Below are 24,329 nucleotides of genomic sequence, written 5' to 3' on the forward strand. Positions count from 1 at the left end.
GGATGTCACTCCCACTCGTGAACGGGCGTGCCGGTCCGCATGTTCTGCACGTAGTCCTGCATCATCCCCAGGAGCGCCACGCGCCGATCCTCACCGGCGGCCTCGCGCCGGGCCACCTGTCGGCGTTGCCATGCCGCACCGGTCTGCCGACTCGAGGCACGCCGTTCGACGATCCCGAGGTAACGATCCCGGACCGCCGACGACAACCCGTAGGCGTCGAGACCCTTGTGCGCGAGCGGCAACAGGCACCGCAGAACGAGTTCGTCGGCGCCGACCCATCCGGTCCGCGGCCAGTACAGCTTCGCGTCGAGCCCGAACTTCGCGCCCAGGACCAGATTGCGTTCCGCGGCGTCGAAGCTGAGGTCGCGCCAGAGCGGCTCGTCGGCGTCGGCCAGAGCGCGCAGCGTCCCGTAGTAGAAGGCGGCGTTGGCCATCGTGTCGAGAACGGTCGGACCCGCCGGGAGCACACGGTTCTCGACACGCAGGTGTGGATGGCCGTCGCTGATGTCGTAGACGGGGCGGTTCCACCGGTAGATGGTGCCGTTGTGCATCTGCAGTTCGCGCAGCTCGGGAACCCGGCCGGCGTCGAGTTCGGCCATCGGATCGACGTCCGAGATCTCCGGCAGGAGCGCCGTGAAGTAGCGGGAATTCTCCTCGAACAGGTCGAGGGCGGAGTCGATCCACCGCTCGCCGAACCACACCCGGGGACGGACACCCTGGTTCCGCAGTTCGAGCGGACGTGTATCGGTGGCCTGCGCGAACAGCGGGATCCGACTTTCGTGCCACAGCGCCTTACCGGCGAGGAAGGGTGAGTTCGCCGCGAGCGCGACCTGGGCTCCCGCCAGGCACTGGGCAGCGTTCCAATGGGTCGCGAAATCCTCCGGCGCGACCCGCAGATGCAACTGCAGAGACGTGCAGGCAGCTTCAGGGACCACCGAGTTCATATCCGCGCGAAGGGTTTCCACGACATCGCTGCCGGGGAGGGGCACGCCGTCGAGATCGAGTTCGATGTCCTCACCGCGTGCCGCGAAGATCTGGTCGTTGAGCGCTTCGTAGCGGGGATTGGCAGTGATGCGACCCAGTTCGAGATCGTCGAGTTCGAGCGTCGGCAGCATGCCGATCATCACCAACTGCGCGTCGTGCCGGTGCATCCGATCGTCGGCACGGCGCAGCGACGAACGCAGCGAATCCTCGAGTTCGAACGGTTCGTCGCCCGTGAGGCGCCGCGGTTCGACGTTCATCTCGACGTTGAACTGGCCGAGTTCGGTCTGGAAGACCGCATGGTCGTCGATCGCCTGCAGTACCTCGAGGTTCGACATCGCGGGCGACATGTCGTCGCGGACGAGGTTGAACTCGATCTCCATGCCGAGATGAGGTTCGGGCGACGAGTGCACATCGACGAAGACGTCCTCCCGGAGCATCCGCTCGAGCGCCTTCATGCAGTCGCGAACCTTGCTGCGGAACATCCGCCGGTCTTCCCCGGTGAACGAACGAGCAGATATCTCAGCTCCCAATGGAACCCCCGGGTCGGCGTGCAGTCGGTCGAGCCAAGCCTAGCGCGCGACTCTCGGTCGGGTGGGATCGGACGACTCGCCGTCGGGTCGGATCGGACGACCCGGTGAGATCAGACGGCGCGGTATCCGCCCCAGTCGGTGACCACACCGCGATCGCTCAGCCACGCATTGGGGTTGATCTTGGTGCCGGCGGTGTCCCACACCTCGAAGTGCAGGTGCGGGCCGGTGGACCAGCCCTCGTTGCCGACGGTCGCGATCTGCTGGCCGGCGTTGACCCGCTGCCCGGCGGAAACCTGGTAGGTGCTCACGTGACCGTAGACGGCGGTGGTGCCGTCGTCGTTGAGGACGCGGACCCACTGACCGAAGCCGGAAGCCGGCCCGGCGTCGAGAACGGTGCCGTCGGCGGCGGACTTGATGGGCGTGCCGATCGGCGCTGCGATGTCGATGCCGCCGTGGTGCGTACCCCAGCGCGGACCCCAGTCGGAGGTGAGGGTGCCGGAGACGGGCTGGACAGCGGAAGGTGCAGCCGGGTTGAGCTGGTCGAGCCAGCCGGGACCCGAGAACTGATCGAGGAAGTCGGTGACCTCGGCGGGGAGCTCGGGCGCACCCTGCTCGGCCGGGGTGGTGACACCGGGAATCGCCGGGATCTCGACACCCTCGGGCAGCAGACCCGCAGGAAGCTCGAAGGGAAGAGAGGGAGCCTCGGCCTGGACGTGGTCGTGGCCGGGATGCGCGGCTGCAGTACCGGCGCCGATCTGCGAGCCCACGGCGAAGAATGCACCCGTGGCTGCGGCGACGGTGGCGGCCTTGACCGGAGCGGACGTCCCGGTGGGCTCGACACGGTGGCGACCCTTGCCGGAGGACGGCACGCGAATCGGTTCGAGGTCGAATGCTGCGTCTTCGCGTGTGCGCTGATGGCGTCCCACAGTGTGTCCCTTGTTTCGTCCCGACTTCGACCGGGTATCCCCCGGCCGTTCCTGGCGACCCAAGGTAACAAAACGATATAGGGAAAGGCCAGAGTTACCTTTCCTTGATCTCAATCGGCGGGAACCTGCAGGTCGTATGCTCCCTCCGGCGAGGCCCGGGAGCGGGCGCTTGGTTACGGCAGCGGGCCGGCGGCTACACTCACAACGCGCAGAGGTCGGCTCCGCCCGGCCGGACGCCTCCGTAGCTCAGGGGATAGAGCACCGCTCTCCTAAAGCGGGTGTCGCAGGTTCGAATCCTGCCGGGGGCACAACATCTCTGCACGTCAGGGCTGGTATCTGGCTCTGACTGTAGAGCACGTGCAGAATCCGTGCAGAATCGTCTGTCTTGGAGCCGATACAGAACGGCCCCGGATCGGGCTTCCCTCCCGAATCCAGGGCCTCGGCCCAACGGAGATGCTTCCGATGAACCGTCAGACCATCGTAGAGCGCGCACTGTGCGTTCTCGTCCCCCTCCTCGGCTTCGCCCTCCTCTACGGGCTGCCCATGCTCGGCATGAAAGTCGCCATCGAACACGGCTGGTACGTCGCCAGCGCAGCAACCATCGTCCCGTTCCTGCGCGCTACCCCACTCGAGCGGATCTCAGCGGTCCTTGGCTACCACGAACACGACGGACGCCGCTGCGCTCACGTCGTCCTCGCCGAACTCGATGGGGCACCGGAGTTCGAGTGCTGCATCTGGGTCGACGAGTTGCATATCGAGGGGGTGCCACAGCCGCACACCCTTTTCCGCGACGTCACGAAAAACCCGCAGATCAGCCAGGTTGTCGGCGTCAGCACACTGGATGGTAGAGGCATGAAGAACACACCCGAAGAGATTCTTGCCAGCCTCGACCCTGACGGCGGTTCCGTGACCCTCAGTGAAACCCAGATCGGTGACGCACTGACGGTCATCCACGACCGCTATTACAGCTCTACCCCCGGCGCCCACCCCGAAGAATGCGTGCTGTTCGATCCCGTATCCGGCGGGTCGTTGAGCGCCGGGTCGATCACCCCCGACCAGATTCCCGCGCTGATCGACACGCTCACCGAGATTCACCGCACGTGGCGCGAGAACGGCGGTGCGCTGTGAACACGCCCGAAGGCATCCTCACCGATCCGATCCCCACCGCCGCCCAGAACCTCGCCACCTTGCTGCTCGGCGACGGAGACGACGAGATCTCCAAGACCTTCCTGCTCGCCGAAGTCACCCGCGGTGTCTTCACCGCCCAGATCTGGCGGTTCGATTATGTCGAGAACGACGAGCCGTGCAGCGACCCCCTCGAGATCACGTTCGACTCGACGGGCATGGAGGGCGGCGAAATGTTCCACGACCTGTGCATCTTCCCCGACCAACTCGAGGACTTCCAGCAGGTGACAGCCGCGATCATGGCGGCATACCGGTACATCACCGAGCAGGCCGGCGCGGACTGATCCGCGCCGAGGGGTCCGCACTTTCCGCGTACCCCTCGGCAACCGTGTCGCTCATCGACACACCTGCTTCGTCTGTTGCCGTGATGAGTGAGGTAACTGCCCACTCCAATCCGCCGCACCCGACCTGTTGGCGTCGTGCTGGTGTCCGCTTGGCGGAGACCAGCACGGCCCTGCACGCCGCGGTCCGCGAGCCTCTGCACAATCCGTCGTCCTTCACCAGCTGCCCGACGTAAACCAGCAGCCGCCGGTGTTCCACTATCCCCACAACCGGGTGGGGCGCTTCCACGCCGATGTCAGGCCTGGCGTCGTGGGAGTCCAGCACAGCCACGCTCACATTCGGTGACGTGGCTACAGGTGTTGGCCTGACGCGATACGGGGAAGTGGTTCGTGGGAAATTTCCGGGGTGGGGTCATCGACACCGGCACCCTTGGGTGCTCCTTGCGGTTGAGCACAGCCCGCGGAGCGGCCCGCTTCGGAATGTCTCTCCAGTGGGGAACCGTGCGTGACTCTTCTACGTCCAACCTGACATGACCACAGACGAGGTTCGGACACTGCTGCGCTTCATGGGGACGCTCGAGCACGCCGAACTCACCGACGCCCGAGGTGCCCCGAGACGAGAACACACGGCAGCGTGGCTCTCAGCGCTCCCTGTATCGCACACAGAGCGACGAAAACCCCACCCGGCACACCGAGGGTAGGGCAGAAACGACGCAACCCCCGTCACGAGGACGGGGGTTGCGTCGGGAATCGACGATCTACAAACACAGTCTATCCAACCGACACCCCATACCGGGCCGCCAGAAACTCGCGGCGCGCAAGCAACACATCCCCCAACCGAGCAGGGACACCCGCGGCCGCGATCATCGCCCGGATCTCCGACTCATCGAGAGCCATGATCCGGCGCACCGCGTCAGCCTCCTCCTCCGCGGTCAGGCCCGCGTAGAGCTTCGCGCCAGCCGGTGAGATATCCGGATCTCGCATCGTCTCGAGCTCCCACACCTCCGGGGTGAGGTTGCGGCGTTCACCACGGGCACGGAAATCCAACGCACCCCCGACGTCCACACGGAATGCAGTGCCCGCCTCGTCGATGAGGATGTTCCCTGGCTCCGGGGCATCCCAGTTCGCCAACCACGCATCCACCGCAAAGTGCCGGCGAACCTCCACAGTCGACTCCGACCACGGCTGCGCGTCGATCACCGCGGACATGTACCGCGTCCCATCCGGGGACAACTGCGCCTCGGGTACCGGCACACCCGCGAGGGCGTACAGCTGGTTCGCGGCGTACTCGTTGCGGGCGTGCGCGATCGTCGGCGGGGTCTTCACGAACCACTCGCGACCCGACCGAGGATCGATCACCACCCGCCCCGAGGTCGTTGCCACTCGAGGACGCACGATCTCCCGATCGGCCGGGATGTGCTCGACGATCGGCAAGCCACGCACGTCGGCGACCCACTCGATTTCCTCCACCGGATCCCGGTCGAAATACCCGAGGAACCTCTCAGGGGGAATGGTGCACTTCCACACCGTGCCCCCGGTGTTGCGTTTGCCGGTCTCCCACTCCTGCACATACCAGCGAGCTCGTTCGGGGGTGTCCGTCCACGACAGACCCTCCCGATACTCCGGCGGTGCACCCCGATACAGGGTCAGCGGCTCCGTCGGACGCTTCGACTCATCCACCACGCCGTTCACATCGCCATAGGTCACGAACCCCAGAGTGCGGAACATGGAAATCCACTTGTCGGGGCGCACCCGTAGCGTAGGAACTTCCACCTTCCGCCACGCCAGAGTCAGCGCGCCGGCGAACCACTGCGCCGTGCCGTAAATCCGCTCATCGAACATCCGCTCCACCATCAACGGCACATGCTTGGTGGGAACATCCGCGGCGAGGCGACGGAACTGCGGCGAACGGGTCCGAGCAGCATGGAGAGCAGCGTTCAAGGCGTCGAAGTTCTCCGGGGTGCGGGCCTTCTTCTTGCGCTTACGGGAAACAGGCACGAGCAGTCCTCTCAGAATCGATTCGGGAGAGCGCGAGAACCGAATCCCCAGACTCGTAGGAAACCCGCGCAGCAACGCCTATGGGTGTCCGGCCTACCCCCGTCGAGGGAGGTCATGGGTGGGGTCAACGGTCGCCACCGTGCATCACTTGCCGGCGCACCGCCCGGTTCTGCACGATCATCTCCACCGCACCACCCGGCCACGGATTCGTGCGCGCCCACTCACGGCGAGCAGCGCACCACGCCTGCACCCGCTCCACCGGCGAGCCTGACCAATCCTCGGCGTCGAACGTCCACAGCATCGGCGGCACCTGCCCGGCCTCGGCGATCCGCCGGCGCCTCACGCCGACCCCCGAATCCCGTACACCCCTCGAGGTGCACGCACCGGACGAGAAGCATCCTCGGCAGGGATATTCAAAGCAGCGAGCAGACGAGCCAACACGATGCGCTGCTGCCTGAGTTCGGAGACGGCAGGATGCACGCGCCTGCCCTGCGGCGAGTTCTGCATCGGGCCGTCATCCTTCACCACAGCCTGCAGCTGTTCGATCTGATCCACGGTTCGCACCGCTTCCCGCAGGACAGCAACCTCGTGAGTGTCGAGTTCGTACTCATCGAGCACCGCGTTCCACAGGCGGCGACCCACAGCGGTGCATCCAGGTGGGGGTTTGGGCTTCATCGGGCCTCCATAGGTCGGGGCGTTTGGCCGGCGGGGGGATAGATCCTCAACGCCAAGGGGAAGCGGAGCGGGGCGGGGTGAGGAGGTGGCCCCTGGGGGGTGGCGCTGCTGTGCGGTCACCATTGCTGTGAGGTGGGGAGCGGCAGGCTTGTGGTGGGGACGTGGAAGGGTTCGCCGTATGCCTTGCCGCCTTTGGCGAGGTTGCAGGGCCGGCACGACAGGACGAGGTTGTTGGGGTCGTGTGCGAGGTCGGGGCGCTCGATGTATGGGATGAGGTGGTCGATCTCGATTGCGCCGGGTTCACCACGTTTGGCTTTGGGGTCCAGTGCGGTTCCGCAGTGGTGGCATTGGTGTGTGCGGGTGTGGATGAGGCGTGTCCTGATGCGCTTCCATCGTGTGGTTGCGGTGCGTGGTGTTGTGGGGCGCGGCATGGTGTCTCCGGTTGTGGTGGGTGGGCGTCGGTCCAGGAGGGGAAGCCGACGCCCACCCGTTCCCCGCACGGATGCAAGGCGTGCGGGAAGTGTGTTAGACCATCTCGTCTTCGGGGTCGATCTCCACGCGTACTGATCCGGCGTACTTGCCTTCACCACGCATGTACTTCACTTCGATGGGTGCGGGTCGGCGGTAGGGCGTGAAGGTGTCGGGGTGTGCTGCTCGGATGGTTGCTCCGAGGCGTGCGAGTGCTCCCCACTTACCGGTGCGTCCGGTGTTGGTTTCCCAGGCTTCCCACAGGCGCCTGCGGTGGTGTCCTGCGGTGTCGACGGTGAGGGGTAGCAGGGCGTCGTTGTCGTGGGCGCGGAGGCCGGCGAGTACTGCTGCTGCTCGGAGTGCGGGGAGTTGCTGGTCGAGTTCGACGGCGTGGATCGCGGCGTCGGTCCAGGCTTTGCGGGCCTTCTCGGACTGGGTGACCATCTGTTCGGCGGGCAGGTCGGGGTCTGCTGCGTTCACAGCTTTGGTGAACGCAGTGGCGGTGGCGGTGAACTTGTCGGCGAGGGTGCGGTAGTTCGCGTCGGCGACGGGTTCGTAGGCGTTGCGGAGGGCGAGCAGAACGGGGGCTTTCAGCTCTTTGGTGAGGTCGGCCTGTTCGATGCTTCCGCAGCGTTCTGCGAGGGCCAGTGCCCGTAGCTGTGCGAGGTCGCTGGTGTCGTCTGGTGTGGTGATCGCGTCGGCGAGCAGGATGCTGGTGTCGTGGCCGATGTCGAGGTAGCGCTTCCATCGTTGGTTGATGGTGGTGTAGGTGTCGGGGACGGTGCCGCCGGCGGCTGCGACGGTGTTGATCTGTTCGCGGAAAGTGTCGAGGGGGTGTGTTCCGAGCATGGTGTGGTCCTTAGAGTTCGCGGCTGCGGTTGAGTTTCGCGCCGATGATGCGGGCGAGTCCTTCGTCGTCGTTGAGGGCGACGGGTGCCGGCTGGTCGGGTTCGGGGGTGCGGTTGAGTTCGCGGTGGATGAGGTCGCGCACGTTGGCGGGGCCGGGGTCGGCTCCGCGGGCTTCGGAGATGGTGCGGCGGAGCTCGTCGTCGGTCATGGCGGCGAGCATGTCCAGCAACTCGTGCCGGGTGGGGCTCATGCGGCCCGTCCTTTCACGTGTTCGTCGACGGCGGCACGTGGGATGAGCCAGCGGCCTGCGTGGAGGCGTCCGTCGAGTTGGGGTGCGAGGCGGCGTGCTTGGCGTTGGCTGCATCCGAGCATTCGTGCCGTCTCCTGTATGTCGAGTAGTTCGGTTGAAGTGTGTTGTGCGCGTGTTGGTTCGATGTCCGTGGTTCCGGGTTCGGTCACGGCTGCTGCGAGTTCGGTGAGTTCTCGGGGGACGGGGTAGCCGTTGCGGTGCCGTGCTGCGATGGCGACGCGTACGGCGTAGCGGACGGTGGTGAGGGCGTCTCCGGTGAGCAGGATGACACCGGGTGCGAGGTGCTGCACGGTCATGCTCGGCCTTCCCGTAGTTGTTCGGCGGCGTCGACGAGTTGGTCTGCGAGGGCGAGTGCTTCGGACGGGCGCATGGCGATGGCGACTCCGCTGAACTCGAACAGGATCGGGAAGTCGGTTCCGGGGTTGGTGGTGACTTTCTGCCTGCTGCGGCGGACGACGAGTCTCATGCTGCGGGGGTGTCCTTTCGTCCGGGGCGGCCGGGCAGGCCGTGGACCTTGCCGCCCCATATCCCGAGGGGATGGTCTTGTTCGTGTGCTGCGGTTCGGCACAGGCCCTGGATCGGGCATCGTGTGCATTCGGTTCGTGCCCATGCCAAACGTGCCGATCGCTGCTCTGTGGTCTCGTTGTCGATCTCGGCATCGAACAGGGGATGTCGGCCGCTGCATCGGGCGCCGGTGAGGCGGTCGTCGACGAGGCTGGCGATGGGATCGGGGATCTGTGGAAGTCGGGACTTGGCGCGGGTCACTGCGTTACTCCTCGGTTGGATGTGCGGTGCCAGTGGCAGGCTTTGCCGTCTCGAGCGACCGGGGTGCGGCACGGTTGGCCGTCGCTACGGGGACGGCCGCAGCGCGGTTGATGCGCTCGGTCGAGAGCGGCAACCATTCGGGGCGGGATCGGTCGGCCTGGGTGCTCGTGGGGTGCGCAGCGTTGGCAGCTGCACCCGAACTCGTCGTCATTCTCGATACGTCCGTGGTTGGCGAGTAGCCAGAGCACCCTTCCGCCGTCGGGTGTGATGCAGACGGTGGCGGCGTAGCCGTTGGGTAGGTGCGCGGCCTGCAACGGATCGGGGTGGCTCATCAGCGATCACCACCACGTGCGTTGTCGTGCGCTTCGTCTCGGATGGAGCAGATGGTTTTTCCGGCTGCGGGGAAGAGGAAGGGTTGTCCACATACGACGCAGCGAGCAGTGTTGTCCCCTTGTCCGGGGGCTGTCCCCACTGTCCCGTTGTCCCATTCCCCCTCGAGTTCGTCCTTTTCGTCTTCCGATTGGGACAGTGGGACAGTGGGGACAGGGGTACTAGGGGGTCCGTACAACCCGCGGCCGATCTTCCGTAGCCGCTCCGCATCCGCCAGACGCGCCAAGTATCGGCGTGCATCCGGAATCCCGAGAGCATCCGCCACTTCCTTCGGTGAGACACCACCGGGATAGCCGCTGACGTACCGGATGATTTCGGCGCTACGGTCCCCGATCCCGTCCGTGGACTTCCGTTCCGCAAGAGCCGCGGCGGCAGCCTTGAGGCTTCCTCCATCGAGCGTCCAGGCACCGTCTCGTGATGTGATCGCATACTCGGCTTCGATCACATCGCGGCCGGTCACAGCGAGGGATGCCTGATCGTCGTGGCGTTTGCGGGCGAGCACGAGGATGAAGTCAGCGGCACCGGCGATGCCCTGTGTCCCGGACACCGCATCGACGAAATCGCTCGATTCGGCCTTGCGGGTGTGGTGCACGGCGAGCACGGTCGAACCGGGTACCGCATCCGCGAGTGCCTTGAGTTTGCCGGCGACTCTGTAATCGCGCTGATAGTCCGACTCCCCCGCGGCCTTCGGCGGCATCACCTTGCCGAGCGTGTCGAGCACGACGAGGGGTGCGTCATGCCGATGCTGCTCCAACCACTCCCCGACCAGCATGGGAACTTCGTGGGCCTGGGCGTCGATGATGACGTCGAGTTGTCCCGGGATTGGGACACTGTCCCCTAGCAGGATTCGGCACCGGGATTGCAGGCGTCGGTATCCGTCCTCGAGCGCGAGGTACAGCACCGGGCCGCGACGAACCGAGATGCATCCGAGTGCCCGACCACCGTCTGCTTTCGCCAGGGCCGCACCGAGCACGAACCAGCTCTTGCCGGCCTTCGGTGGGGCGACGATCAATCCGAACCCTTCGGGGATCACTCCATCGATGGCCCAGTTCAACGGCGGGAACTGTTGCGCGTCGAGCCAAGCTCCCGACCGCAGTCGACTTGCCAGCAGTGAGTGGGAAGAGTCGTCGAACGGTGGAACGTCGAGGTATGGATCTACGCTCATGCTGCCCCCGTCCCGCGGTGCTGGCGACGGCTGGTCTGGGCTTGGTCGCGTCGGCCGGCGTCGTATCCGAGTCGGTACGCTTCGGCACCCCAGTCGATGAGGGAATCGACGCGATCACCGGATTCGGCGTATGCCACACGTTCGTCAGGTCCACGTTCGGCGGCCCAGATGCCCTGTAGGGCGAGTGTGGCGACCACGGCCCACTTCACCCCGTCGCCTGCGTTCTCCCATGCCTGCGAGCCGATGAGGGGCAGTTGACGGAGGTTGCCATTTCCGTCGTCGCGGATCTTGAGGATGTGCGGCATCACAAAGTCTGCGAGCACCGCCGAGGACGGGATCGGGCGTGTAAGGCCGGGATCGGTCCCGAGCACCGCCTCGAGCAGCTCGTTTTCGTGGGTGCTCATCGACGCACCCCCTCACGGGCGGCGCACTTCGGACCCATGTGGGCTTGGAGTGACTTCGGGGATACGAGAGGGTGCCCACAGGCGGTGCAGCGCACTGCGACCCAGTAGCCGGCGCTCTGCACGATCTCGAGGGCCGCTGCGATCTCGCGGTCCGTGGGCGTAGGCACGTGGTAGCGGGGATCTTCGCTAGAATCGGTGTGTCCCGCCGCCATTTGGGATTTCGGATGCGCCTCGTTGCCCGCGGGGCGCATTCTGCTGTTCGAGGTCATGCAGACGCACCCCCAGCCGCAGCCATTGGGCGCATCATTGCCTCGATCTCGTCGAGGTCCACACGGATCATCCGGGGGCCGAACCGGTATCCGGTGATACGGCCCGCTGAGATGTAACGGCGGATTGTCTTGCTGCAGACGCCGTATTCCTCAGCGGCCTGCGGTATCGAAACCAGTCGACGCTTCGACTTATTCACTGGCACGGTCTCTCCCAAAGCGAAACGGAAGAACACGAGCGCACAAGTCACCTCCCTGTGAGGTGCTGTGCTGCTCGACGTTCTTCCGCCTGGGAAACCTGCGCCGTTCGCCTTATTGCGCGGTGGGACCTAGACCTCCTGGGTCCGTATCGGTACTCCGCCGCATATTCGGGCTAGCGTGCTGTGTTCGGTTGTCAATCACTGTCCACTTAATCGGTCAGCAAGACCATTAAAGCACACGTCTTTTCACACCCTGCTCGCTAAGCGTCATCGCGAGTCGCTAGCTGTGACAGCCGTTCCGCGATCTGAGCGTCACGTCCTGCTGCAGCGTGCTGGTAGCGCATCGCCATGTTCGGGGTCGAGTGCCCCAAACGTGCCATGAGTTCTTTTGTGGTCGCGCCGGCCTGCGCTGCGAGAACTGCGCCCTGGTGCCGGAGGTCGTGCAGGCGGAGATCCGGGCGGTCGATCTTCTTTGCGGCCTGTTCGAAGTGGTATCGCAACGTCCACTCCCCTAGCCGGTCCCCGTCCGTCGATGTGAACAGCAGCGCATTCTTCCCACGGCTCACATGCTCGGCGAGGTGATCCACCACCGCAGTACGGACGTGTGGGGGTACGGCAACGTCTCGGACGCCTGCGGTCGACTTCGGCGCACCGACATGCGGCTGCCCCTTCACGAACACAACTGCTCGGCGGATACGCACCACGCTGCCGTCCTCAGCTACGTCACTGCGGCGCAACTCGAGCAGTTCCCCCCGCCTTAGACCACACCAGGCACCGAGCTTCACGAGCAGCCGGAGACGATCAGGCATCGCGTAGGCGAGTGCATCAAGTTCGGAGAGGGACAGCAACCTGATTTCGTGGGCACGTTCGGTGCGTCCAGCTCGAGGAATCCGGCAGGGATTCGTAGGGATGAGTCCATCGTCGACTGCCGTCCCGAGAATGGTCCTCAGCAACGCGTAGACCCGGGCATTACGGGTCTTACCCGTCGAGACCCTGTTCGGGCCGGGAGTGTCGCGAAGGTCGGCGAACCATACGCGGATCTGATCTGGTGCCACGCCATCGAGCGGGAGTGCTCCGAGGGTCGGTTCGATGTGCTGTTCGAACATGCGTCGGTAGAGGTGCCGGGTGGACTCTTTGAGGTGCCGATGAGTGATCCACCGATCGGCGTAGTCCCCGAGGGTGAGTACGGGTGCCGGCGGTTCGTCGAGACCCCGTTCGGTGGGTGGCGTCCACACGTCCAGGTCGATGAGGCGTCGTTCGGCGTTCAACCAGCCGATTGCGTCGTCCTCAGCGGCGAACGTGCGCGGCGCCTTGTAGAGCAACCCGTCAGGCGCGGTGTAGTTCGCCTGCCACCGACCGGAGGGAAGCTTGCGGAGACCTCCGAAGGATCGCTTCTTTCGACGCGCCATATCGCCCCTCGTGCAGAATATGTGCAGAATCAGGTTCATCCTATGACACGTTGCGTCCACAACTGTCCACATGTAGATTCACGTATGACCAGCGGATGCGGTACAAGTTCCCTGGTCAACGATCGCAGAAGATCGGCATTCACGACAGGTTCGAATCCTGCCGGGGGCACCATCCGACACCACTCGGGTCCCGAGCATCGGGCACCGCCGGTTTCGCGACCTTCCGGGATCACCGCCGACCGCCCGAAGCCCCCGCATCACGGTTCGATCTAGTCCGTCCTCCGCCGTCCGCACGACGGTTAGCATCCAGAACGATGCCGCTGGAGACGGAAATCGAGGACCTCACATGGACATTCGGCCTCGTGCCTCACACCTCGCCGTGATCGTCTCGGCGGCGGTCCTCGGATTGTTCGTCACTCCCGCCCCCGCAGGGGCCGGAGGCGTCTCCGGCCTCGTCGAAGGACCGGCCCGTCCGGTCGGCGCGGGCAACGCCCGCACGTACGTCACCGTCGACGAGGAGGGCACGCCGGCCACCATCGGGGTCCGACTCGACACGGGCGCACTCGACGACCTGCCCGCCGCGCTGCTGCCGGTCACCGAGGCCTACGTGCTCGAGTTGCCCGAGGAGGCGGCCGCCACGGCCTTCGACCACGTCACGATCGACTGGAACTCGCACGGCCACGACCCCCAGCACGGCTTCGACGTCCCGCATTTCGACGTCCACTTCTATCTGCTGGACAGGCCGACGGTGGAGTCGATCCATCCCTTCGCTCCCGGCTACATCCCCGCTGCTGCCCGCGTGCCCGACCCGCGCTACCTCCCGAAGGGGTACGCACCGTCCGGAGATCCGCTGACCTCGACGGTCGCAGGTATGGGACTGCACTGGGTGGACACCACCGAGACCGGGCACGATTCCGCTGCGGAACACCACTTCACCGAGACGGTGCTCTACGGCACGTGGGACGGCCGGCAGGCGTTCATCGAACCCATGATGAGCCGGGAGTGGCTCGCGTCCCGGCCTGCGATCCACGAGCCCCTCCCCCAGCCCGAGGCCTACCAGCGCGCGGGTCTGTACCCCACCACCTACTCCGTGTGGTGGGACGAGGCGTCGCAGACGTACACGGTCGAACTCGGCGGGCTCACGATGCGCGAGGCGTCGTAGATCGGCCGGTCGAGCGGGCTCAGTCCAGCGGGGAGACGCGGATGAGGTTGCCGTCCGGGTCCGACACCACGAATGTCCGCCCGAACACCTCGTCGCGAGGTGCCTCCACGACCGTCACCCCCTTGCCGGCCCACTCGTCGTAGATCGCATCGACGGCGGCTGCCGAGCCCGGCACCATCAGGCCCACCTCCGAGAACCGCGGCGCGTTCGCATCCACGGTCTCGGCACGACCCGACCACAGCGCGAACAGCACTTCCGGCGCCACTTCGAAGCAGACGTAGCGCGGGGTCGTCATCTGCGGGGTCATGTCGAACAGGTCGCTGTAGAAGCGAGTCGCACGTTCGACGTCGGTCACGTAGATCAGGAACAGGTTGGGCGACGACACGGTCATCGACATCCCCTTCCGGTAGGCGGTGAAGGCTTCGGGGACTACCGTGGCACCGAAACCCGACAGTTCCTGTCGTGTTTTCGAAAGGAGATCGAACAGTCCGTGAACCGGCCGCAGCGGTTGCTGAGCATGCTGGTCGTCCTGCAGGCCCGCAGACGGGTCACGGCCGCCGAACTCGCGGAGGAATTCGGCGTCTCCGGGCGCACCGTGTTGCGCGATGTGGAAACGCTTGCTGCTGCGGGCCTTCCGGTGGTCGCCGAACGCGGTAGGTACGGCGGCATCGTGATGCTCCCCGGTCGGCCGACCGACCTGAACCGGCTCACCGCGTCCGAGGTGGACGTCCTGCGCGCCCTGGGTCTCGACATGGGCCGGGCCCGGCAACTCGGTGTCGACACCACCGCACGCGACGCCGTCCACAAGCTCACCGCGCGCGGCCGGCGCACGCCGTCCAGCGCACGCGAGAACGACCTGCTGCCGCTGACCGAGGTGGTCACCGTCGACAACCGGGGATGGTTCGCCGCCGAGGACCGGGCCGACGTCGCTGCGCTCACCCGCGACCTGCGACGCGGACGACGACTCGCGATCACCTACCGCTCGAGCGGGCACCGCGACGAACGCGAGATCGTCGTCGATCCGTACGGTGTGCTCTCCCGCGCCGGCCGTTGGTATCTCGTGGCCGACGATCAGGGGCGACCACGACTGTTCGCACTCACCCGCCTGAGTGCGTGGAAAGTGCTCGACCGGCCGCGCCGCCTGTCCCCCGGCCGGACCCTGCCCGCCCTGGCACGCGAACTCGGCGACGCGCTCGAACGACGCGAGGACGTCGTCACCGCCGATCTCGCGACGAGCCGTCTCGACCTCGCACGGCGCATCCTCGGTGCCCGCCTGCGCGGAAGCACCGCAGGGCCGCGACCGGCCGTTTCGCGGATCACGGTGGCCTACGACTCGATCGACGGTGTGCGGCAACTGCTGCAGTTCGGCGAGCACATCGAGATCGTCGGGCCACCCGAGGCACGGGACCTCGTGGCAGGACTGGCCGAGTCGCTCCTCCGCCGTCATACCGCGCATCGTCGCCGCCCCTGAACTCCCGATGATCCGAAACCTGTCCCGGCTGCGGGGCGATTCCTATCGTGGGGAGATGTTCGACGCGCACCTGCACATCATCGATCCGCGCTTCCCCCTCGTCGAGAACGACGGGTATCTACCCGAACCGTTCACCGTCGACGACTATCTCGCGCGGGTCGCGCATCTGGGCGTCACCGGAGGAGCGGTGGTGTCGGCATCGTTCCAGGCCTTCGATCACAGTTTCCTCCTCGACGCGCTCGACCGGCTCGGTCCGTCCTTCGTGGGTGTCGTGCACCTGCCGGTCACCGCTTCGGACCACGAGATCGTGCGGCTCGACGCGGCGGGCGTGCAGGCGGTGCGATTCAACGTCCGCCGCGGCGGATCGGCGACCCTCTCCGAACTCGACCGGGTCGCCCGCCGGGTCCACGATCTCGTCGGCTGGCACGCCGAGTTGTACATCGATGCCCGCGATCTGGCCGATGTGCACTCGACGATCGCGGCGCTACCCGCGGTGTCGATCGATCATCTGGGATTGTCGCGGGACGGCCTGCCGTCACTGTTGCGCCTGGTGGACAGTGGTGTCCGCGTGAAGGCCACGGGGTTCGGGCGCGTCGACTTCGCGGTGGCCGACGCGCTGCGGGCCCTCGCCGATGCGAATCCCGCTGCCCTCGTGTTCGGCACCGATCTGCCGTCGACGCGGGCACCACGACCGTTCCGGGACACCGACATCGCCCTCGTCGAGGACGTGCTCGGTGACGACCTCGCCGACGCGGTATTGCGCCGCAATGCTTCCGGGCTGTACCGGATCGAGACCGAAACCGCTCCAGGAACTTCGGTGTCTCGATAGACTCACGCTCGTCATCGGTGCGCGGGACGCGCCGCGGTATTCCTCGCCGCGGTCGGCTCCCGGACGTGACGTCCCTTTTTCCGAGGAGCAGCACCATGCCTGCACTGCGAAGTGCACGTCGAATTCTCGCCCTGGCGGCTCCCCTCGCTGCCGCAATCGCATTCACCGGTGCGGCGACCGCTGCACCCCCTCAGCCGCTGGGCACGGCGATCACCATCGGCTGCATCAATCAGGGCAGCCTCGCGTCGTTGACCTCGGTCGCGGCGCAACCCGGACCGGACGCCGGTATTCCCGGCGGACACGTGTTGTTCTCCACGCGGGAAGCGCTGTGGCCGGTCCCGGCAGCAGGCCAGGTCAGCGTCGCATGGCTCAATCGCACCACCGGCCGTACCGGCATCGTCGATCTGGGCGGTGCGTACCCGAACCTGTCGGCGCTGGTCGACACCGGACCGGGTGAAGTCGTGGCCACGGTGTTCGGCTCGGTGAATCTCGGCAGTGGACCGCTGTGCAACTCGACCCCCGCAGCCGGAGGCGTCGTAGTGCCGTGACATCGGGAGAGGCATCCGGCGCCGCCCGCACCGGATGCCCCGTCACCGAGGTGAATACATGATGATGGCGACGCCCACGAGGCAGACGAGCGCGCCCGCGACATCCCATCGATCCGGCCGGAAGCCGTCCATCACCATGCCCCACACCAACGAACCGGCCACGAACACCCCGCCGTACGCGGCGAGGATGCGCCCGAAGTTCGCGTCGGGCTGGAGCGTGGCGACGAAACCGTAAGCGCCGAGCGCGATCACGCCCAGCCCCATCCAGATCCAGCCGCGGTGCTCGCGCACGCCCTGCCACACCAGCCACGCACCACCGATCTCGAACAGGGCGGCAACGGCGAACAGCAGCAACGACTTCAGCACGGTCACACGAGGAACTCTAGTCCTGCGGTACCGCACCCGACTCGATGCCGCGCACGCGCTCGTCCATGCCGTGATCGTCGAGCATCACCACGTCCACGCCCCGTCGACGCGCGGCGTTCGCCGCACTCGTGGCTTCCGTCGTGTGTCCACCCTGCCCGGTGAGAAGCCGACGGGTCACAGTTCGTCGATGGAGATCACACCGTCCTGCAGGGCGCGGGCGAGCAGTGCGGTCTTCGTGGTCGCCCTACGCCCGACCCGCGCATACTTCTCGCGAATGCGGACGATGTGGGTGCTGACCGTGGCTGCGGTGACGAACAGGCTCGCAGCCGCCTCTGCCTTGGACTCGCAGAGCAACCAGGCCCGTAGGATCTCGATCTCGCGAGCCGAGAGTGCGGGCTTCTGTGGTGCAGGCTCCTGAGCCGGGGAATGTCCGAGCATCGTCGTCATAGCGCGTCCCTACCGAGATGAATACATGGGATCGAGCCGGGTCCCCCGACGAACACCGTTTCGAGTGGATACAACGTAACGGTTGAAGGCGACGATCACCCATACCGATCTCTTTCTGCCCGACAGAATACGGGCATCGGTACTTCGACCGCTCAACCGATCCGCCGGCCGTCGCGCCCGAGCTCGATACGTCGATGTCAGGAGTCGGTGCCTGCTTCCTCTTCTCGCACCACGCTCGACGCGTCGATGTCGTCGCGCAGACCGCGCCAGCTCGCGTGCCGCACTCGGTCTCCTTCCGTCCATCCCCCGAACCGCACTTCCCCCACGAGTTCGGGCCGCAGCCACACCGCATCGCGGCGTTCGGCGGCCGGCACCTCGTTCGCGAACGGGTTCGTACGACTCGTGTGCCCCTTCATGGTCTTCGCCACCGACAGAAGGGTCTCGGCGTCGAAACCGGTCCCCACCTTGCCGACGTAGACGAACTCGCCGTCGTCGTAGACGCCGAGCAACAAGGATCCGAAGGTGGAGGCGCGATTGCCGCGGCCGCGCCGATATCCTCCGAGCACGACGGTCTGGGTGAGCCAGTTCTTGGACTTGATCCATCCCGCTCCGCGTTTGCCCGGCAGGTATACGGAGTCACGGCGCTTCGCGACCACGCCCTCCCAGTTCTTCGCCCGGCTGCGGTCGAGAGCGTCGGGTCCGTCACCCGGGAGCAGATCGGGGACGATCAGTCCGTCCGTCGCGGCGGCAAGCGCCTCGAGGACCCGGCGGCGATCGTCGTAGGTCTTGCGCAGCAGCGAGACCCCGTCGAGATACAGCACATCGAACACGCGGTACTCGTAGTTCACGCCGCGCTGCAGCATCGAGAAACTCGTCACGCCGGAACGGTCCACCGCGACGATCTCCCCGTCGAGCACCGCCCGGTGACCGTCGAGGATCGTCGCGAGTTCGACGAGCTTCGGATAGTCGCCGGTGACATCGCGTCCGGATCTACTGCGGAGCCTCACCGTGCCGTCCTCGATCTCCGCGATCGCGCGGTATCCGTCCCATTTGCCTTCGAACGCCCAGTGTTCGGCGTCGAGATCCGAGACGTCACCGGGGGTCGCGAGCATCGGCGCCAGGTCGTGCGGGAAGACCTTCGACCCCGACGGCCCGCCGTCGGACGAAGGCTCGGGGGTCGGCTCCGCCTGGTCTTTCATGCGATGCGCGAGCCACTGGTTCTTCTCGGTGCGGATCAGCGCGTACCGTCCCTCGATCCGCTCGCCGTGGAAACGGACGATCACCTCGTCGTCCCGCCACTTCTCGGTGTCGTAGGTGCCGGTGTCCCACACGGTCATGCTGCCGGCACCGTATTCGCCCTTCGGGATCGTCCCGTGGAAGGTCAGGTACTCGATGGGATGATCCTCGGTCCGTACCGCCAGGTTGTTGCGCCCGGAGGTCTCCGGCAGGTTCTTCGGCACCGCCCAGGAGGCCAGCACACCGTCGCGTTCGAGCCGCAGGTCGTAGTGCAGGCGACGCGCATGGTGTTCCTGGATGACGAACCTGTTGCCGGGACCGTCGTCCGGGACGCGGTCGGGCACGGGTTCGGGGGTGCGCGCCGCGTCGCGCTTGCCGCGGTAGGTGTCCAGGGCGTCGCCGCCGGACGCAGTGCCGCCGCCGAGCGGCGGATCCAGTCCGGCGAGCAGGTCCCCGAGCTCGTCGATACGAGCGAGCACGTCGCGGAACTGCAGTTGCGAGAGGTCGGGATCGTCGAGTTCGTCCCAGCTACGCGGGGCTGCAACCCACGGCTCGTCGCGACCGCGCAGCGAGTACGGAGCCACCGTCGTCTTGGAACTGTTGTTCTGACTCCAGTCGACGAAGACCTTGCCTTCGCGCGCGGATTTCGCCATCGTCGCGGTCACCAGGCCGGGAAGGGTCGTCTCGAGATTGCGCGCGACCTGCTTCGCCACCTTCGACGCCCCCGCCGAGGACAACACCCGGTCGAGCGGAACGTACAGGTGTATCCCCTTGCTGCCACTGGTCACGGGATAGGCGTCCCACCCGAGTTCTGAGACGGTGTCGCGCACGTGGCGGGCGACCTCCGCGCACTCGGCCAGGCCCACCCCGGGCCCGGGGTCGAGATCGAAGACGATGCGGGTCGCGGGTCCGGCCTTCTCTCCGTCGAAACGCCACTGGTGGACGTGGAGTTCGAGGGCTGCCTGTTGTGCGAGCCAGACCAGTCCGGCGACCGAATCGAACAGCGGGTAGGTGACCCGCCGGTCCTTGTGGTGCAGAGTGCGACGCTCGATCCATGCCGGTGCGTGGTCCGGAAGGTTCTTCTCGAAGAAGGACTGTCCACCGACGCCGTTCGGCCACCGGTTGCGGGTCGTGGCCCGGCCGGCGATGTGGGGCAGCATCGCCTCGGCGATCGCTTCGTAGTACTCGACGACCTCACCCTTCGTCGTCCCGGTGCTCGGATACAGCACCTTGTCGAGGTTGGTCAGGGTGATGCGGTGACCGTCGATCGTCCGGGTCGGCATACTTCGGATTCTGCCGATTCGGGCGCGTTCGGGTGCGGTGTCGAAGAGGGTGATCGGGGCGGCACGTCCGTGAACGCCGAAGCTTCGGAACGGGCAGCGTCGAGATATCGGTGACGCACGAAGGTGCGTTCGGGCAGGAGGTGGGAGATGACGGAGTCGCACGATCCGACTCCCGATGCATGGGCCGCGGTGTTCGCCCGCATGGCCGGAGTGTTGCTGTCCGAACAGACCGTGACCACCGTGCTGGAGTTGATCACCTCACTGGCGAAGGACACATTGCCCGGCACGGACGGCTCGGGTATCACTCTCGTCGACGAGACGAGCAACCGTTCCACGTCCGCCGCGACCGGGCGGATGGTCGAGCATCTCGATGCGCTGCAGTACGAACTCGGCGAGGGTCCCTGTCTGACGGCGATCCGGGACGTCGTGGCGGTGCGAGTGGACGACCTCGAAGTGGAAGAGCGCTGGCCGGACTGGTCCAGGCGGGCGGTGGAGCTGGGGATGTCTTCGTCGCTGAGCGTTCCCCTGCAGTACGCGGGCGAGATGATGGGCGCGCTGAAGGTGTATTCCACACGTCCGCGCGTCTATACCTCGGACAGCGAGGACATTCTCGGCCGTTTCGCCGATCAGGCCGCGATCCTGTTGGCGAACATGCACACCCTGACCGCAGCCGAAGCACTCAACGAGCGGTTGCTTCGTGCCCTGCGCGATCGGGATCTGATCGCTACCGCCAAAGGAATCGTGATGCTGCGCGAGAATCTCGAAGCCGATCGCGCCGCGCAGCGACTGCTCGAATCGTCTGTACAGCGGCGCATCCCCGTACGGGAGGTGGCAGCCGAGATAGTCGCGTCGACCCACACCGAGACGGTGTGAGGTCGGAGTGGACTATCTACCCGACGGCGAACACCGTCGCCGACTCTTTGCTGCCCTTCGTGCCTCCGGACTCGGAGTCGAGGAGTTGTGGCTCCGCTACTTCGCGCTCGGGGGCGAGGTGGGAAAGGTCGAGGTCGAGGCTTATCTGAACGGATTGTTGCCGCTTCCCCACCTGCAGCACGATCTCATCGCCCACGCGATCAACGAACGTCTCGACGAGATCGCCCCGCCCCGTGCGCCCTACTCGGCCGAACTCCCCGCGTCCCCTCCGAAGAGAACGGTGCGCGCGACAAGGACGATTCCCCGGGCGGCACCGATGAGGACACCAGGGACAACGATATCGACGAAGGTCCAGGAGGATCACGAGGCCCGGGACTCGATTCCGGCCGGTGAGGCGGGGCGCACGACGTACACCGAAACCCTGTCGCCCGAGCAGGGGAATGGGGCGGCAGGGTCCGGCATCGCCTGAGTGGCCGACATCGGATCCACCCGGCGGCGGTGATCGTCCGTGCAGGGGGTGACGGGCGATCATCGATATCCCGAGAATACGCCGAATGGCCCCGGCCGGGATCGAATGTGCATGCTCGAGTTACTGCCGACGGGGCAGGTGGACGCATCCGACCCCCTGCGCCGGAAGTCTCACGCCCCGTCGGCAGTCTCGACAGCGACGCATTGTTCGCTTCCGGTGCAGTCTATTCGTTTCTCGGAGATTCGTCGGTAATCCGATCGGACCACAACCGTCCCGCGCCGGTCACGCGAGGGGATCGACCGTAGACGGACCGGTATTGCGCCGCGAACCGCCCGGGAGACGAGAAGCCCCAGCGCGCCGCTATCGAGGCCACCGTCTCACGGTTCGGGTCGGCGGTCTGCAGATCACGGTGGGCCCGCTCGAGTCGTACCGAACGCAGATACCGCACGGGCGTCGTGTGATGGTGGCGCACGAAATCGTATTGCAGGGCGCGCCCTCCGACACCGGCGGCAGCGGCGATATCGGCCAGTCTGATCGGGCGAGCCGCTTCGGCCTCGATGAAGGCGATGGCCTTCTGCAGGGCCGCAGGCGCGGGTGCGGTGTCCAGCACTTCCCGAATCGAGGACGGCTCATGCGTCCGGCCGGAGACGAGCACCTCCTCCGCCAATTGCACCGTCGGTACGGCGGCACGGCGGGAGGCCCGAAGCAGCGATTCCTTCGCCTGTCCGGCATCGAGGCCGTATCGTTCCATCAGCACGCCCGTCGCCCGTTCGATTGCAGCCCGCGAGGCCCACACCTGCTCCTCGGAGGGAGAAACGTGGATCTCCCCCACCAGCTCGTTCGCACGTGTGTCCATGGTCCGTTCCCACCGTCCGGACGGCCCAGACGTCAGCACACGTGCACGTCGACCGCCTGTCGGCCGAAGATTCCGTAGCCCACGTCGAACCGTACTCGCTGGCCACTTGTCAGAAAGCGGTAACCGCTCCCGTCGATCTGTGAATAATGCACCAGGATTTCGGTGCCGTCGTCGTCACGGATGAATCCGTGTCCCAGACCGGCATCGAACCACAGCACAACTCCGTGTTCCATTGTCGTCCCCTGCCACCGTTCGCGAATTTCCCGACGGAGCAGCGATGCGGAAGCGTATCCCCTGCGCTCCCGGCAGTCCCTCTGCACCTGTCATTGAATCCTGTTCGGGGGGCCGGGGGAAGCGCCCGCGCCGAATCGGTGACATTCGTACCATTTCTTCCGATTCATCTGCGCACCAACGGAGTCGGTTCGGGTCCGGACATCCGGAAACAGAGAGGTGCACCCGATGCCTCCGCCTCCGTCGGTGTGCCTACACACCGCATGCATGTCGGTGTATACCCAACGGGCACTTGCTATTCGGATGTCCCGACAAAACGCCCGAGGACGGATCAGGTACCAGGCCCTTCGTTCGCCGCATCGACCCCTCCGGTCCGTTCCGCAGCGATGATCGCGCAGGCCGCACCGACGCCACGTCCACAACGAGATGACCGCACCGCACCACACCGCCGGTGTGGATATCCGATGCCTTCAGGGCGAAACACCTTTCCCGACAACAGATGCGGACCGCGAGGGAACGGCGTCCGTTCACGTCGACGGTGGCCGGCGGGGAGTGCCCGTCGACCAGTATTCCGGTTCGACGTCAGCGACATCGACGTCGTGTCCGAAGAACTGGCGGGCCAGCACACGAGCGCGGTCCTGCACCTCTGCCGAGGTGAGCTCGTCCGCCAGTACCAGCGACAGCCTCGCCACGCACTCGGTCGGCTCGTCGATCCGGTGTACCGTACACCTCCAGTCGCCCATGAGGCTCGTCCCGTCGAACCCGTCGAACCCGTCGTCGCGTCGGAGCGGGGCGCGCCCGCCCGACGCGGAGGCCGGACTCGTGCTCAGGATGCGAGGATCCTCGCCTTCTCCCTCTCGAACTCGGCCTCGGTGAGCACGCCTTGCGCCTTCAATTCGGCGAGGTCCTTCAGCGCCGCGATGCGGTCCGTCCCACCCGGAGGCGGGCTCGCCGGGGTCGGCGCGGGCTCGGGTGCGTACTGTTCGGGCCGGCCGTACTGTGCTTGTTCCTGCGCGCTCCACCGCGCCCCCTGACGGCGGGAGACCCGATTGGAGACGGCTGTCGCAGTCCCCGCTACGACTGCGGTACGAGCCACCCCACGAAGCAGTCCCGGCATGATGATCTCCTCACGTATCTCGTTCGCTAGAATCACGTTTCGACATCGAGCTTCTCCAGCGAAGCCAGGATGCTCTGCACCGGGATACGCCCGGATGCGACGAGTTCGGCGCCGTTTCGACGCAGTGCTCGCGCCAGCGGAGCAGCCCAGGTGTTCTCGTAGACGAGCACGGCGGCGGAGCAGCCCGGTTCGAGCGCGGCCCCCGCTTCGTCGAAGTCGGTGTCGCCGAGCAGGCCCGAGGACGCCTCCGCGAACAACGTCACGTCGACCTCTCCTTCGAGTCCGACCTCGGAGATGTCGATCCCGGCGACCGAACCGTCGGTGTCCTTGCGGACGAACGCGAGATCGAGCACCCGGATGATTCCTCGTTCGACGAGATCGAGCAGCAGCGGTAGAGCAGAGCCGTTCGGCGGTCGGTCGGCGGGGAATTCGATGACGAGATAGTCGACCGGGCCCATCTCGTCGATATCCGAATCGGTCACCTGGAGCCTCGTTTCGATGAAAGATCGTTCGCGGAAGCCGGGAGCCGACTTCCGCCGGTGTCGTCGAGAACAGATCCCCTCTTGTCGAGTATGACCGCGCGGAGGCCATTTCCGAAGTGAATGGAGTCCAAATTTCCAACGGAGAGATCCTCGG

The 24,329-nt window shown here is 66.1% G+C and carries 34 protein-coding genes and 1 tRNA gene; 9 read left to right on the forward strand and 26 right to left on the reverse strand.

All coding sequences use genetic code 11. The features are described from left to right. Positions 1 to 5 precede the first annotated feature (5 nt). Both PV766_RS00125 and PV766_RS00130 read right to left on the reverse strand, forming a co-directional pair. Positions 6 to 1,514, reverse strand: coding sequence for a glutamate-cysteine ligase family protein (locus PV766_RS00125; protein WP_026003185.1), 1,509 nt, complete (start codon positions 1,512 to 1,514; stop codon positions 6 to 8). A 110-nt stretch (positions 1,515 to 1,624) separates the two neighbouring features. Further along, the gene (locus PV766_RS00130) at positions 1,625 to 2,440 is read right to left on the reverse strand and encodes a M23 family metallopeptidase (protein ID WP_421096181.1); all 816 of its coding nucleotides are present in this window, start codon (positions 2,438 to 2,440) and stop codon (positions 1,625 to 1,627) included. Positions 2,441 to 2,675: 235 nt separating this feature from the next. Between PV766_RS00130 and PV766_RS00135 the strand changes: the two genes are divergently transcribed. From PV766_RS00135 to PV766_RS00145, 3 genes are all read left to right on the forward strand, one after another. Then, positions 2,676 to 2,748, forward strand: a tRNA-Arg gene (locus PV766_RS00135). A 154-nt stretch (positions 2,749 to 2,902) separates the two neighbouring features. After that, on the forward strand, positions 2,903 to 3,568 hold the full coding sequence (locus PV766_RS00140) for a hypothetical protein (protein ID WP_421096182.1): 666 nt from the start codon (positions 2,903 to 2,905) through the stop codon (positions 3,566 to 3,568). Then, the gene (locus PV766_RS00145) at positions 3,565 to 3,909 is read left to right on the forward strand and encodes a hypothetical protein (protein WP_006551576.1); all 345 of its coding nucleotides are present in this window, start codon (positions 3,565 to 3,567) and stop codon (positions 3,907 to 3,909) included. The genes PV766_RS00140 and PV766_RS00145 overlap by 4 nt, the downstream gene beginning before the upstream one ends. A 768-nt stretch (positions 3,910 to 4,677) precedes the next feature. Here the strand turns inward: PV766_RS00145 and PV766_RS00150 are convergent. The 14 genes from PV766_RS00150 to PV766_RS00215 form a co-directional block, all read right to left on the reverse strand. Next, positions 4,678 to 5,904 (reverse strand): hypothetical protein, encoded by a 1,227-nt coding sequence (locus PV766_RS00150; RefSeq protein ID WP_421096183.1) that lies wholly within the window; start codon positions 5,902 to 5,904, stop codon positions 4,678 to 4,680. 124 nt (positions 5,905 to 6,028) lie between these two features. Further along, on the reverse strand, positions 6,029 to 6,247 hold the full coding sequence (locus PV766_RS00155; protein ID WP_421096184.1) for a hypothetical protein: 219 nt from the start codon (positions 6,245 to 6,247) through the stop codon (positions 6,029 to 6,031). Beyond that, complete coding sequence (locus PV766_RS00160; RefSeq protein WP_421096185.1) at positions 6,244 to 6,546, reverse strand: hypothetical protein; 303 nt, start codon at positions 6,544 to 6,546, stop codon at positions 6,244 to 6,246. Before PV766_RS00160 ends, PV766_RS00155 begins: the two co-directional genes overlap by 4 nt. Positions 6,547 to 6,695: 149 nt before the next feature. Next, positions 6,696 to 7,010 carry an HNH endonuclease gene (locus tag PV766_RS00165; RefSeq protein WP_421096186.1) on the reverse strand — a complete coding sequence of 105 codons (315 nt, stop codon included), beginning with the start codon at positions 7,008 to 7,010 and terminating at the stop codon, positions 6,696 to 6,698. Positions 7,011 to 7,104: 94 nt separating this feature from the next. Then, the gene (locus tag PV766_RS00170) at positions 7,105 to 7,896 is read right to left on the reverse strand and encodes a hypothetical protein (RefSeq protein ID WP_421096187.1); all 792 of its coding nucleotides are present in this window, start codon (positions 7,894 to 7,896) and stop codon (positions 7,105 to 7,107) included. A 10-nt stretch (positions 7,897 to 7,906) separates the two neighbouring features. Beyond that, a complete protein-coding gene (locus tag PV766_RS00175) occupies positions 7,907 to 8,146 on the reverse strand; it encodes a hypothetical protein (RefSeq protein ID WP_421096188.1) in 240 nt (79 codons plus the stop codon). Beyond that, positions 8,143 to 8,502, reverse strand: a complete 360-nt coding sequence (locus PV766_RS00180) for a helix-turn-helix domain-containing protein (RefSeq protein WP_421096189.1) — start codon at positions 8,500 to 8,502, stop codon at positions 8,143 to 8,145. Before PV766_RS00180 ends, PV766_RS00175 begins: the two co-directional genes overlap by 4 nt. After that, positions 8,499 to 8,672, reverse strand: a complete 174-nt coding sequence (locus PV766_RS00185; protein WP_421096190.1) for a hypothetical protein — start codon at positions 8,670 to 8,672, stop codon at positions 8,499 to 8,501. Before PV766_RS00185 ends, PV766_RS00180 begins: the two co-directional genes overlap by 4 nt. After that, positions 8,669 to 8,971 carry a WhiB family transcriptional regulator gene (locus PV766_RS00190; protein WP_421096191.1) on the reverse strand — a complete coding sequence of 101 codons (303 nt, stop codon included), beginning with the start codon at positions 8,969 to 8,971 and terminating at the stop codon, positions 8,669 to 8,671. Before PV766_RS00190 ends, PV766_RS00185 begins: the two co-directional genes overlap by 4 nt. Before the next feature lie 331 nt (positions 8,972 to 9,302). After that, positions 9,303 to 10,526 (reverse strand): AAA family ATPase, encoded by a 1,224-nt coding sequence (locus PV766_RS00195; protein ID WP_421096192.1) that lies wholly within the window; start codon positions 10,524 to 10,526, stop codon positions 9,303 to 9,305. Beyond that, positions 10,523 to 10,930 carry a hypothetical protein gene (locus tag PV766_RS00200; RefSeq protein ID WP_421096193.1) on the reverse strand — a complete coding sequence of 136 codons (408 nt, stop codon included), beginning with the start codon at positions 10,928 to 10,930 and terminating at the stop codon, positions 10,523 to 10,525. Before PV766_RS00200 ends, PV766_RS00195 begins: the two co-directional genes overlap by 4 nt. Next, positions 10,927 to 11,199 carry a DUF6011 domain-containing protein gene (locus tag PV766_RS00205; RefSeq protein ID WP_421096194.1) on the reverse strand — a complete coding sequence of 91 codons (273 nt, stop codon included), beginning with the start codon at positions 11,197 to 11,199 and terminating at the stop codon, positions 10,927 to 10,929. Before PV766_RS00205 ends, PV766_RS00200 begins: the two co-directional genes overlap by 4 nt. Further along, positions 11,196 to 11,447: a helix-turn-helix domain-containing protein gene (locus PV766_RS00210; RefSeq protein WP_397519261.1), complete on the reverse strand. Its 252-nt coding sequence runs from the start codon at positions 11,445 to 11,447 to the stop codon at positions 11,196 to 11,198. Before PV766_RS00210 ends, PV766_RS00205 begins: the two co-directional genes overlap by 4 nt. A gap of 209 nt (positions 11,448 to 11,656) precedes the next feature. Next, positions 11,657 to 12,805 carry a tyrosine-type recombinase/integrase gene (locus PV766_RS00215; RefSeq protein WP_421096195.1) on the reverse strand — a complete coding sequence of 383 codons (1,149 nt, stop codon included), beginning with the start codon at positions 12,803 to 12,805 and terminating at the stop codon, positions 11,657 to 11,659. 346 nt (positions 12,806 to 13,151) lie between these two features. Here PV766_RS00215 and PV766_RS00220 point away from each other — a divergent pair, with 346 nt between their 5' ends. After that, positions 13,152 to 13,967, forward strand: a complete 816-nt coding sequence (locus tag PV766_RS00220) for a DUF5602 domain-containing protein (protein ID WP_421096196.1) — start codon at positions 13,152 to 13,154, stop codon at positions 13,965 to 13,967. A 19-nt stretch (positions 13,968 to 13,986) separates the two neighbouring features. Here the strand turns inward: PV766_RS00220 and PV766_RS00225 are convergent, their stop codons facing one another. Then, on the reverse strand, positions 13,987 to 14,358 hold the full coding sequence (locus PV766_RS00225) for a VOC family protein (RefSeq protein ID WP_232284709.1): 372 nt from the start codon (positions 14,356 to 14,358) through the stop codon (positions 13,987 to 13,989). Between the two features lie 99 nt (positions 14,359 to 14,457). Between PV766_RS00225 and PV766_RS00230 the strand changes: the two genes are divergently transcribed. The 3 genes from PV766_RS00230 (at position 14,458) to PV766_RS00240 (ending at position 16,815) form a co-directional block, all read left to right on the forward strand. Further along, on the forward strand, positions 14,458 to 15,438 hold the full coding sequence (locus tag PV766_RS00230; RefSeq protein WP_421096197.1) for a helix-turn-helix transcriptional regulator: 981 nt from the start codon (positions 14,458 to 14,460) through the stop codon (positions 15,436 to 15,438). Positions 15,439 to 15,493: 55 nt separating this feature from the next. Beyond that, positions 15,494 to 16,267 (forward strand): amidohydrolase family protein, encoded by a 774-nt coding sequence (locus PV766_RS00235; protein WP_421096198.1) that lies wholly within the window; start codon positions 15,494 to 15,496, stop codon positions 16,265 to 16,267. A gap of 95 nt (positions 16,268 to 16,362) precedes the next feature. Further along, complete coding sequence (locus PV766_RS00240; RefSeq protein ID WP_016933098.1) at positions 16,363 to 16,815, forward strand: hypothetical protein; 453 nt, start codon at positions 16,363 to 16,365, stop codon at positions 16,813 to 16,815. 42 nt (positions 16,816 to 16,857) lie between these two features. Here the strand turns inward: PV766_RS00240 and PV766_RS00245 are convergent, their stop codons facing one another. The 4 genes from PV766_RS00245 to PV766_RS00260 all read right to left on the reverse strand — a co-directional run bounded on the left by PV766_RS00245 (position 16,858) and on the right by PV766_RS00260 (position 20,147). Continuing rightward, positions 16,858 to 17,187: a YnfA family protein gene (locus tag PV766_RS00245; protein ID WP_016933097.1), complete on the reverse strand. Its 330-nt coding sequence runs from the start codon at positions 17,185 to 17,187 to the stop codon at positions 16,858 to 16,860. 10 nt (positions 17,188 to 17,197) lie between these two features. Continuing rightward, positions 17,198 to 17,359: a hypothetical protein gene (locus PV766_RS00250; protein WP_421096199.1), complete on the reverse strand. Its 162-nt coding sequence runs from the start codon at positions 17,357 to 17,359 to the stop codon at positions 17,198 to 17,200. Beyond that, the gene (locus PV766_RS00255) at positions 17,356 to 17,628 is read right to left on the reverse strand and encodes a LuxR C-terminal-related transcriptional regulator (protein ID WP_016933095.1); all 273 of its coding nucleotides are present in this window, start codon (positions 17,626 to 17,628) and stop codon (positions 17,356 to 17,358) included. The genes PV766_RS00250 and PV766_RS00255 overlap by 4 nt, the downstream gene beginning before the upstream one ends. A gap of 197 nt (positions 17,629 to 17,825) precedes the next feature. Next, complete coding sequence (locus PV766_RS00260) at positions 17,826 to 20,147, reverse strand: ATP-dependent DNA ligase (RefSeq protein ID WP_421096200.1); 2,322 nt, start codon at positions 20,145 to 20,147, stop codon at positions 17,826 to 17,828. Between the two features lie 147 nt (positions 20,148 to 20,294). Here PV766_RS00260 and PV766_RS00265 point away from each other — a divergent pair, with 147 nt between their 5' ends. Next, positions 20,295 to 21,020, forward strand: a complete 726-nt coding sequence (locus PV766_RS00265; protein ID WP_421096201.1) for a GAF domain-containing protein — start codon at positions 20,295 to 20,297, stop codon at positions 21,018 to 21,020. Between the two features lie 7 nt (positions 21,021 to 21,027). After that, the gene (locus PV766_RS00270; RefSeq protein ID WP_421096202.1) at positions 21,028 to 21,489 is read left to right on the forward strand and encodes a hypothetical protein; all 462 of its coding nucleotides are present in this window, start codon (positions 21,028 to 21,030) and stop codon (positions 21,487 to 21,489) included. A gap of 223 nt (positions 21,490 to 21,712) precedes the next feature. On the opposite strand, the gene PV766_RS00275 is transcribed toward PV766_RS00270, so the two are convergent. The 5 genes from PV766_RS00275 to PV766_RS00295 all read right to left on the reverse strand — a co-directional run bounded on the left by PV766_RS00275 (position 21,713) and on the right by PV766_RS00295 (position 24,175). Continuing rightward, positions 21,713 to 22,345 (reverse strand): helix-turn-helix domain-containing protein, encoded by a 633-nt coding sequence (locus PV766_RS00275; protein WP_421096203.1) that lies wholly within the window; start codon positions 22,343 to 22,345, stop codon positions 21,713 to 21,715. A gap of 32 nt (positions 22,346 to 22,377) precedes the next feature. Continuing rightward, a complete protein-coding gene (locus PV766_RS00280; protein ID WP_016933092.1) occupies positions 22,378 to 22,578 on the reverse strand; it encodes a cold-shock protein in 201 nt (66 codons plus the stop codon). Between the two features lie 525 nt (positions 22,579 to 23,103). Then, positions 23,104 to 23,268: a hypothetical protein gene (locus PV766_RS00285; RefSeq protein WP_242496758.1), complete on the reverse strand. Its 165-nt coding sequence runs from the start codon at positions 23,266 to 23,268 to the stop codon at positions 23,104 to 23,106. A 134-nt stretch (positions 23,269 to 23,402) separates the two neighbouring features. After that, positions 23,403 to 23,693 (reverse strand): SHOCT domain-containing protein, encoded by a 291-nt coding sequence (locus PV766_RS00290; RefSeq protein ID WP_064064375.1) that lies wholly within the window; start codon positions 23,691 to 23,693, stop codon positions 23,403 to 23,405. Between the two features lie 32 nt (positions 23,694 to 23,725). Then, positions 23,726 to 24,175: a DUF6325 family protein gene (locus tag PV766_RS00295; RefSeq protein WP_026003161.1), complete on the reverse strand. Its 450-nt coding sequence runs from the start codon at positions 24,173 to 24,175 to the stop codon at positions 23,726 to 23,728. Positions 24,176 to 24,329: the final 154 nt, after the last annotated feature.

Origin of the sequence: Rhodococcus sp. As11 (assembly GCF_048957735.1) — a bacterium.
Lineage (GTDB): Bacteria > Actinomycetota > Actinomycetes > Mycobacteriales > Mycobacteriaceae > Rhodococcus > Rhodococcus gordoniae.

What these genes read in the sequence shown, in the direction of transcription:
- PV766_RS00290 (WP_064064375.1), bottom strand. Translation starts at nt 23,693, where the DNA reads ATGCCGGGACTGCTTCGTGGGGTGGCTCGTACCGCAGTCGTAGCGGGG.
- PV766_RS00205 (WP_421096194.1), bottom strand. Translation starts at nt 11,199, where the DNA reads ATGACCTCGAACAGCAGAATGCGCCCCGCGGGCAACGAGGCGCATCCG.
- PV766_RS00265 (WP_421096201.1), top strand. Translation starts at nt 20,295, where the DNA reads ATGACGGAGTCGCACGATCCGACTCCCGATGCATGGGCCGCGGTGTTC.
- PV766_RS00225 (WP_232284709.1), bottom strand. Translation starts at nt 14,358, where the DNA reads ATGACCGTGTCGTCGCCCAACCTGTTCCTGATCTACGTGACCGACGTC.
- PV766_RS00180 (WP_421096189.1), bottom strand. Translation starts at nt 8,502, where the DNA reads ATGACCGTGCAGCACCTCGCACCCGGTGTCATCCTGCTCACCGGAGAC.
- PV766_RS00260 (WP_421096200.1), bottom strand. Translation starts at nt 20,147, where the DNA reads ATGCCGACCCGGACGATCGACGGTCACCGCATCACCCTGACCAACCTC.
- PV766_RS00240 (WP_016933098.1), top strand. Translation starts at nt 16,363, where the DNA reads ATGCCTGCACTGCGAAGTGCACGTCGAATTCTCGCCCTGGCGGCTCCC.
- PV766_RS00170 (WP_421096187.1), bottom strand. Translation starts at nt 7,896, where the DNA reads ATGCTCGGAACACACCCCCTCGACACTTTCCGCGAACAGATCAACACC.
- PV766_RS00175 (WP_421096188.1), bottom strand. Translation starts at nt 8,146, where the DNA reads ATGAGCCCCACCCGGCACGAGTTGCTGGACATGCTCGCCGCCATGACC.
- PV766_RS00195 (WP_421096192.1), bottom strand. Translation starts at nt 10,526, where the DNA reads ATGAGCGTAGATCCATACCTCGACGTTCCACCGTTCGACGACTCTTCC.
- PV766_RS00255 (WP_016933095.1), bottom strand. Translation starts at nt 17,628, where the DNA reads ATGACGACGATGCTCGGACATTCCCCGGCTCAGGAGCCTGCACCACAG.
- PV766_RS00220 (WP_421096196.1), top strand. Translation starts at nt 13,152, where the DNA reads ATGGACATTCGGCCTCGTGCCTCACACCTCGCCGTGATCGTCTCGGCG.
- PV766_RS00185 (WP_421096190.1), bottom strand. Translation starts at nt 8,672, where the DNA reads ATGAGACTCGTCGTCCGCCGCAGCAGGCAGAAAGTCACCACCAACCCC.
- PV766_RS00280 (WP_016933092.1), bottom strand. Translation starts at nt 22,578, where the DNA reads ATGGAACACGGAGTTGTGCTGTGGTTCGATGCCGGTCTGGGACACGGA.
- PV766_RS00140 (WP_421096182.1), top strand. Translation starts at nt 2,903, where the DNA reads ATGAACCGTCAGACCATCGTAGAGCGCGCACTGTGCGTTCTCGTCCCC.
- PV766_RS00165 (WP_421096186.1), bottom strand. Translation starts at nt 7,010, where the DNA reads ATGCCGCGCCCCACAACACCACGCACCGCAACCACACGATGGAAGCGC.
- PV766_RS00200 (WP_421096193.1), bottom strand. Translation starts at nt 10,930, where the DNA reads ATGAGCACCCACGAAAACGAGCTGCTCGAGGCGGTGCTCGGGACCGAT.
- PV766_RS00215 (WP_421096195.1), bottom strand. Translation starts at nt 12,805, where the DNA reads ATGGCGCGTCGAAAGAAGCGATCCTTCGGAGGTCTCCGCAAGCTTCCC.
- PV766_RS00275 (WP_421096203.1), bottom strand. Translation starts at nt 22,345, where the DNA reads ATGGACACACGTGCGAACGAGCTGGTGGGGGAGATCCACGTTTCTCCC.
- PV766_RS00235 (WP_421096198.1), top strand. Translation starts at nt 15,494, where the DNA reads ATGTTCGACGCGCACCTGCACATCATCGATCCGCGCTTCCCCCTCGTC.